Here is a 6,434-nt window from a genome sequence, read left to right as displayed (position 1 = left end):
CCGCCCGCGCCGCAGGGAGCGCACCCGTCCGCCGGGCCCGGCGCCCCGGCGGTCCCCGGTCAGGGACAGGGTCGGCCCGCCGGTCCCGCCGGCTCCGCTTCCCCTGGTGCGTACGCCCCGTCCCCACCGGGACCTGCGGCCCCGCCCGTCCCCGGCGGCCCGGCGGGCCACGTCTCCGGCTCGTCCCACAACCCGCTGACCCCGCCGGCACCCCTCAGCCCCCCGGCAGGCGGGGCTCCGTCGGCACCGACGGCGGATCCGTACAGCCAGGGTCCGCAGGACGACGCCAACCCCTGGGGCATCCCGCCGCGCGTGTGACCCGGGAGGGGACGGAGCAGTCCCGCGAGGACGCCCCGTCTCCTCCGTGGGGGCCGATAGCGTAGGTCCATGTCCCTTCCTGACACCTCCGCCTCCGGCCCCATGCCCTCCTCGACCTCCGCCCCCGCGGTCGCACGGGAGGAGGGATTCACCGACTTCACCGACATCGACGGGTTCCTGCGCATCCCCCGCATCGTCTCCCTCGCCGCGGGGCCCGAAGGGCGGATCGTCGCCGCGATCTCGCAGGCGGACGAGCACGGGGCCCGCATGGTCAGCACCCTGTACGAGCTCGATCCCGAGGGACAGGCCCCTGCCCGGCGCCTGACCGCCTCGGAGAAGGGCGAGAGCTCCCCGCGGTTCCGCGCGGACGGCACGCTGCTGTTCACCTCCGCCCGCCCCGATCCCGAGAGCGGCGCCGAGGCGGACGCGCCGGCGCTGTGGTGCCTGCCCGAGCGCGGCGAGGCCCGCGTCCTCGCCCAGGCCGCCGGGGGGCTCGGCATCCTCCAGGTCGCGGATGACGGCAGCGTCCTCGCCGCGACGAGCGTCCTGCCCGGCCAGGACCTCGCCGGGGACGCGGAGGCGCGGACGGCGCGCAAGGACGCCCGGCGCACCAGCATCTGGCACACGGGCATGCCGATCCGGGCCTGGGACCACGAGGTCGACGACGAGAGCCCCCGTCTCGTGCTGATCAGCCCCGACGGAGAGCTCACCGATCTCGCCGAGGACGCCGGGACCCTCGGCCTGCGCGGCGCGGACGCGGACCTCTCCGCCGACGCCACGACGATCGTGACCACCTGGAGCGAGCGGATCCCCGGCGGCGGGACCCGCACCTCGATCCACCGCATCGACGCGGCGAGCCGGGAGCGGACCGTGCTCCTGGCCGGGGACGACCAGAGCGAGTACGCCGGCCCGGTGCTCTCGCCGGACGCCTCCCGGCTCGCGGTCCTGCGGTGCACGCCCTCCTCGCCGACGAGCACGAGCCTGTCCTTCCTCGAGATCCACGACCTCGTCACGGGCACGGGACCGGTCACCGCGCAGCTGGGCGACCTGACCCCGGGCGAGTACCTGTGGACGCGGACCGGGGAGCTGCTGGTCGCGGGCGACCTGCATTCCTCGGGGGCGATCCTCGCGGTCGATCCGATCGACGGCACGGCGCGCATCGTCGCCGAGGACGGCGTGTTCTCGTCGCTCGCGCCGCGACCCGACGGCAGCCTCGCCGTGCTGCGCAGCGACATCGCGACTCCTGCACGGCCGGTGCTCCTGGACTCCCGGGTCGTGTCCCCGGGCACGGCAGCGGATGGCAGCGGCTCCGGGGCGGAGCCGACCGGCGGCACCGCGGCGCCGCCGCGCGAGCTGCCCGCCCCGGGCACGGTGACGGAGCTGCCCGGAACCCTTGAACGCGTGTCCACACAGGTCGGCGACGTGGAGGTCGGCGGCTGGCTCTGCCTGCCCCGGGACGCCTCCGCCGCGCGCCCCGTCCCGGTCATGCTGTGGATCCACGGCGGACCCCACGGCTCCTACAACGCCTGGTCGTGGCGCTGGTGCCCATGGCTCGCGGTCGCCCGCGGCTACGCGGTGCTCATGCCCGACCCCGCCATGTCCACCGGGTACGGGCACGCGGGCCTCAACCGCGGCTGGCCGCGCCGCCCCGATGTCGTCTACGCCGAATGCGAGGCGCTCCTGGACCTCGCGCTCGAACGGGACGATCTCGACGGGACCCGGACCGCTCTGCTCGGCGCCTCCTTCGGCGGGTTCATGGCGAACTGGATCGCCGGGCGCACCGATCGCTTCGACGCCATCGTCACCCATGCCGGGCTCTGGGCCCTGCCGCAGCAGCATCGGACCACCGACGCCGCCGCCGGGAAGATGCGCGTGCACGGCCACGAGGAGGACGAGTCCGGGCCGGCGCAGTGGTACCGGGACTTCTCCCCGCACCGGGCGATCGCCCGGGTCCGCACGCCGATGCTGGTCACGCACGGCAACCGTGACTATCGCGTCCCGATCAGCGAGGCGCTGCGCCTGTGGTGGGACCTCGTCTCGACATGGGACGGGGACCCGGCGGGCATGCCGCACCGCTTCCTGCAGCTGACCAGCGAGAACCACTGGGTGCTCACACCCTCGAACGCGCTGGTGTGGAACCGGGCCGTGCTCGCCTTCTGCGATCAGCACGTCCTGGGCGCCGAGCCGATCCCCGACGTCCTGCCCTGGGGTTGAGCCTCCGGGGTGACCTGCGCGACCGGTCCCGGGCCGAGGCCGACGTCGCGCAGCGGCGTCGCGACGGGTCCTGCCGCGCCCGTCACGACGTCCCTGATCGCCGGAGAGCGGACGCGCGGCGTGTACCGGAGCGAGAAGGCATCGTCCTGTGCTGGGATGGATCCGGGACGTGATGCAGACCTCATCGTGCGCGTCCCGCCCGTCCCCACCCGCCCTCCCCAACCCGAGGTCCCCATGCAGCGCAGAACGCTCCTGACCATCCCGCTCGCCCTCGCCGCGACCGGTCTCATGACGACCCCCGTGCAGGCCGGCGGCCCCGCGACCCCCGGCGGCCACGGCGCCCGCGTCCTCACCGTGATGACCTTCAACATCCACCACGGCGAGGGCGCGGACGGCGTCGTCGACCTCGAGCGGATCGCCGGCATCATCCGTGACAGCGGCGCGGACCTGATCGGCCTGCAGGAGGTGGACCGGCACTTCTCCGAGCGCAGCGGCTGGGCGGACCAGCCGGCCGAGCTCGCCGAGCGGCTCGGATTCCACGTCGCCTTCGGCGCGAACATCGACGAGGAGCCCCCGGAAGGTCGGACGGAGCGGAGCCAGTACGGCACCGCGATCCTCTCGCGCCACCCCATCACCCATGCCGAGAACATCCCCCTGACCAGCAGCGCGGACCAGGAGCAGCGCGGTCTGCTGCGTGCCGTGGTCGATGTGCGAGGACGGACCGTCGAGTTCTGCTCCACGCACCTCGAGGCGTTCTCCGCGGCGGACCGCCAGGTCCAGGCGCAGCAGCTCGTGGAGCTGATCGGCGCGAAGGAGCGAGCCGTCGTGGTCGGCGACATGAACGCGGAGCCCGAGGATCCCGAGATCGCACCCCTGCGCGAGGCCTTCGTCGACGCGTGGGACGCCGCCGGACACGGGGACGGGGCGACCTACCCGGCGGAGGCGCCCAGCAGCCGCATCGACGCCATCTACGGCACGGGCGCCGTCCGTCCGGTCGTGACCCGCGTCCTGTCGGGCAGCCCGGAGGCCTCCGACCACCTGCCGATCATCAGCCGGATCGTCCTTCGCCCCTGAACCCGCCGCGGGCAGGCCGTGCTGCCCGCCCGATCAGGCCGTGCTGACTGCCCGATCGGGCGCGCACCGTCCTGCGGGTCCGCTCGTCCCTCGCGGATCCTCCGGCCGGAGCCCGCCCGATCAGGCCGTGCTGATTGCCCGATCGGGCGCGCACCGTCCTGCGGGTCCGCTCGTCCCTCGCGGATCCTCCGGCCGGAGCCCGCCCGATCAGGCGATGCCCATCCGGGCGAAGGCGTTGCGGAAGATCGTCAGGCCCTCCAGGCCGGGGAGCTTCTGGATCCGGTGGTCCAGACCGTCGAGATCGGCGGAGCGGCCCTCGAACAGATGCCCCATCACATGGCGCACCTCGGAGTCGTCCATCATCCCCGAGCCGACGGGCCGCCACACCTTCGAGAGCACCAGGCGCACAGCCCTGCGCGCCTTCGCGGAGGCCTCCAGGCGCTCGCGCCCCTGCGTCGTGTAGAAGGCGACGTGCCGGGTCTCCTGCTGGGCGATCCGCTTCAGCAGCGGGGACAGCGCCGGATGCGAGGTCATCTCCGCCAGGCGCCGGTAGGCCGCGACCGCGGACAGCTCGTTGGCCGCGCCCCAGACCATGTGGACCGCCACGAAATCCGTGCCCGCGAGGCTCGAGAGGATCGATTGCTTGAGCGGCCCCAGCGCGAGGGTCCATCCCAGCTTGACCCGCTTCGCCTTCAGCTCGTCGTAGTCCACCACGATGCCGTGGCGCGCGAGGACCGCGGCCAGCGCCTCCCCGTGCCAGAACTCCTCGCGGTTCCACATGGTCATGAACCCGCCGACGTCCCCCTCATGATGCGAGGGCGTCACGAGCATGTCCCGCAGGAAGCACGAGGTGTGGTACTCGACGTCGCACATGTAGCGCAGGGAGCGCAGGGTCTGCTCGTCCAGCGGATCCGTCTCGAAAGTCGAGAAGTCGAGGTCCTCCCAGGCCACCGGCGTCGAGGCGCGGGCGTACTTGTCGAGGTCGAATGCCAACGAATCCTCCTGGAGATGCCGGTGACGGATGCGGGTCGAGGGAAGGGCCGGGGGTGCGTCGGCGCGGCGTCAGCCCCGCAGCGCCCGGGGGAAGGGCCCGGGCAGGAAACGGGTGATGTCCTCATGCGCGATGCGCACCTCGGCACGGGCCTGGGCGGTGGACAGGATGCTCGCGAGCGCCTCGGCCTCGGCGCCGTCGCGCACGCCGACGATCCGCCAGATCGGGCCGGCGAGGACGAGCATGGTGCGGGCGGTGAGCGCCTCGGAGCGGGAGCGGGTCACCCGCGCGATCGCCTCGAGGCGGAAGAAGGCGCGGGCCGGGGCCGACCGGTCGACGACCGTCTCGAGGACACGGTGCGCCTCGCCCTGCACGCGCGGCAGCAGCGCCCGGTGCGCGGCGGCGAGCGAGGACTCGAGGATCGACATGCGGGCCATGTGCCCGGCGCTCACCCGTTCCCCGAGCGTCCCGCTCCACAGCGGCGCTAGGACCGGCAGGCCGTGGGCGACATAGAACGCGCGGGCGCGGGCGCCCGGATGCGGGCGGGGCAGGCCGCGGCGCCGGGACCCGCCGCGGGGCCCGGGACCATCGGAGCGCGGCTGCGCGGGACCCGGGCCGGCGCGCTCGGCGGGTGCCGCCTCGTCCGTGAGGCCGAGCAGCGCGGAGAGCGCATCGGCGGCCCAGTGCCTCTCGTACAGCCAGGTCGCGAGGAAGGCGGTGATGCGGGCCTCGTTGCCGGTCCAGGTGGACAGCATGGCGCGGGCCTCCGCGAGGGCCGAGCCCTGGATCCGATGCAGGAAGGCGAGGTCGCGGCGCAGCACCGGGTCCTCGAGGCCGCCCGGGTCAGCGGCGAGGGCCGCCGCGTCCACATCGATCCTCCCGGGGGCGGTGCGCGTGTACGCGCTGACGTCGAAGTCGGTGGTCAGGACGGGAGCGACGGTGCCGTCGGCGAACTGATGGGGGCGCAGGTGCGGGGGAAGCCGCGGAGGGACGGCGGCGGTGTCGCGGGGCACGGGTGCAGGGGTCGCGCGGGCGGTTCGGGGATCGCGCGCCGGGGCGGGGCGGGGCTCCGCGGGACCGGAGGTCGGATCGTCGCCGGGGGCCTCCTGCGCGGCGCGCGCCCGAGCGGCGTCGTCGTCGAGCAGAGGGCTCGACTCTTCGCCGACGGCAATCGCCATGGTCACGCCTCTCCGTACGACACATGCTCGGGAGCGCCCGAAGGGCCCTCGCGCATCCTACGGGGCGGGCCTGCATCCGTGCTCAGCCGGTTCCCACCCGGACAGGTCGGATCCCCTCGGGGCGGGCCCGCTGATCACCAGGCCCGCTTGGTATCTTCCCTCCATGACCGCGCCTTCCTCCACCCCCGCGCCCGATGGGGCGGGGTTCTCGGATCCGGCGGCGCGGATCCCGTCGCTCGCCGAGGTGCGGGCGGCGCTGCGTTCCCCCGATGTCCCCCTGCCCCCGCCGGCCGGCGTGGCCGCGGCGGCGCACCGGGTCCGGGATCTCGTCCACGCGGAGCGGTTCTCCGAGGCCCGCTACCTCGCGGAGACCTTCTGCGATCAGCCCGCCGGGGCGGAGGCCCGCTTCGCCCTGCTGCAGGCGCAGCTCGAGGCTCTCGCGGCATCGGGCCAGCTCGAGCCCTGGGCGACGGCGGCGTCGCGGCTGGTCGCCCATCTGCGCCGCACCGGGCATGGCGAGCAGGCGGCGGCGAGCGCCGAGCTGATCGGCGAGCGGATCGCCCGCAGCGAGCGCTCCGGAGGGCACGGCGGCGCCGGCGAGGCCCGCACCGGCGAGGCGGCAGCAGCGGGTCCCGGGGCGGCGCGTCCGGGGCGGCGTC

4 protein-coding genes and 1 pseudogene are annotated in these 6,434 nt (G+C 74.7%); 3 read left to right on the top strand and 2 right to left on the bottom strand.

What is annotated here, in order from left to right; genetic code table 11:
• Positions 1–387: 387 nt before the first annotated feature.
• Both ACFFF6_RS19820 and ACFFF6_RS19815 read left to right on the top strand, forming a co-directional pair.
• Positions 388–2,532, top strand: a complete 2,145-nt coding sequence (locus ACFFF6_RS19820; protein ID WP_376983252.1) for a S9 family peptidase — start codon at positions 388–390, stop codon at positions 2,530–2,532.
• A 234-nt stretch (positions 2,533–2,766) separates the two neighbouring features.
• Positions 2,767–3,606: an endonuclease/exonuclease/phosphatase family protein gene (locus tag ACFFF6_RS19815; RefSeq protein ID WP_376983251.1), complete on the top strand. Its 840-nt coding sequence runs from the start codon at positions 2,767–2,769 to the stop codon at positions 3,604–3,606.
• Between the two features lie 207 nt (positions 3,607–3,813).
• Here ACFFF6_RS19815 and ACFFF6_RS19810 read toward each other — a convergent pair whose 3' ends face one another.
• Positions 3,814–4,599 carry a ferritin-like domain-containing protein gene (locus ACFFF6_RS19810; protein ID WP_376983250.1) on the bottom strand — a complete coding sequence of 262 codons (786 nt, stop codon included), beginning with the start codon at positions 4,597–4,599 and terminating at the stop codon, positions 3,814–3,816.
• Positions 4,600–4,668: 69 nt separating this feature from the next.
• Entirely contained in the window at positions 4,669–5,775 is a 1,107-nt protein-coding gene (locus ACFFF6_RS19805; RefSeq protein ID WP_376983249.1) for a hypothetical protein, read from the bottom strand.
• A 163-nt stretch (positions 5,776–5,938) separates the two neighbouring features.
• Between ACFFF6_RS19805 and ACFFF6_RS19800 the strand changes: the two are divergent.
• Positions 5,939–6,434: pseudogene (locus tag ACFFF6_RS19800) on the top strand (hypothetical protein); the annotation flags it as partial.

The sequence above is a fragment of the Brachybacterium hainanense genome, from assembly GCF_042434575.1.
Taxonomy (GTDB): Bacteria; Actinomycetota; Actinomycetes; order Actinomycetales; family Dermabacteraceae; genus Brachybacterium; species Brachybacterium hainanense.
This window is presented reverse-complemented; position numbering and strand designations above follow the sequence as displayed.

Coding starts and splice junctions, on each gene's coding strand:
- ACFFF6_RS19820 (WP_376983252.1), top strand. CDS start 388: ATGTCCCTTCCTGACACCTCCGCCTCCGGCCCCATGCCCTCCTCGACC.
- ACFFF6_RS19815 (WP_376983251.1), top strand. CDS start 2,767: ATGCAGCGCAGAACGCTCCTGACCATCCCGCTCGCCCTCGCCGCGACC.
- ACFFF6_RS19805 (WP_376983249.1), bottom strand. CDS start 5,775: ATGGCGATTGCCGTCGGCGAAGAGTCGAGCCCTCTGCTCGACGACGAC.